The sequence below is a fragment of the Streptomyces sp. FH025 genome (assembly GCF_017427025.1).
Lineage (GTDB): Bacteria > Actinomycetota > Actinomycetes > Streptomycetales > Streptomycetaceae > Kitasatospora.
In genome coordinates this window covers 1-1,033 of the sequence record NZ_JAFLNG010001234.1, presented here as the reverse complement: position 1 = coordinate 1,033, position 1,033 = coordinate 1, and the positions used below count along the sequence as shown (strand labels likewise).

The following is a 1,033-nucleotide window of genomic DNA, read 5'->3' as shown; positions in this document are numbered from 1 at the left end:
CGCCGGTGGCCGGCAGGCTGCGCCCGGGCCACCGGGTGGCGGTCGACCTGGCGTTCTCGCTGGCGCTGACCGTCGTCACCTGGCTCCGGGTGCTGGACGCCCACCGGGTCTTCGACCCGCACCACCGGGGCTACCGCCCGCCGTCCACGGCCGAGTTGGCGACGGTGCTGGCCTGCGTGGTCGTGGTCGGTGTCGCGGCCGGGCTGCGGCGGCTGGCGCCGGTGGCGGCGGCCGGGGCGGTGTTCGCCGCGTGGGTGGTGGTCGTGGCGGTGGCCGGGTGGTTGACGATCGCCAATCTGGCCGGGTTCCAGGTGGCGGTGGCCGCGGGGATGGCGGTCTACCTGGTCGCGGCGGTACGGCCGGCGCGGGTGGGCGCGGCGGTGCTGGCGCTCGGCCTGGTGGGCGCCGGGCTGAGCGAGTTCGGCTCGCGGGAGCTGTGGAACAACCTGGTGTTCGTCTCGCTGGAGCTGGTGACCGCCTGGGCGCTCGGCAGCACGGTGGCCCGCCATCGCGCGTACGGGGCCGAGTTGCGCCGCCATCAGGCGGACCTCGCGCGGGCCGAGCTGGCGCAGGAGCGGATCCGGCTGGCCCGGGAGCTGCACGACGTGATCGCGCACAGCATGAGCGTGGTCAACGTCCAGGCGGGGTACGGCCGTTTCGTGATCGGGCGGGATCCGGCGAAGGCCGAGCAGGCGCTGGCCGCGATCCAGTCGGTGAGCCGGGACGCGATGGCGGAGCTGCGCAGCCTGCTCACCGTCCTGCGCGGAACGCCGGACGAGGAGCTGGCGCCCGCGCCCCGACTGGCCGATCTGGAGCGGCTGGTGGCGAGCAGCGCCGAGGCCGGGGTGCGGGTCGAGCTGCGGGTGGGCGGCCGGGTGCGGCCGCTGGCGGAGGGCGTGGAGCTGTCGGCCTTCCGGATCGTCCAGGAGGCGCTGACCAATGTGGTGAAGCACGCGAACACCGACGCGGCGCGGGTGGACGTGGCGTACGAGGAGGAGCAGCTGGTGCTGGAGGTGACGGACGCCGGGCGGGG

The 1,033-nt window shown here is 75.6% G+C and carries 1 protein-coding gene; it reads left to right on the top strand.

The features are described 5' to 3' along the window. On the top strand, nt 1-1,033 hold a 1,033-nt coding region (locus J0670_RS38635), incomplete at both ends, for a sensor histidine kinase (RefSeq protein ID WP_207817438.1).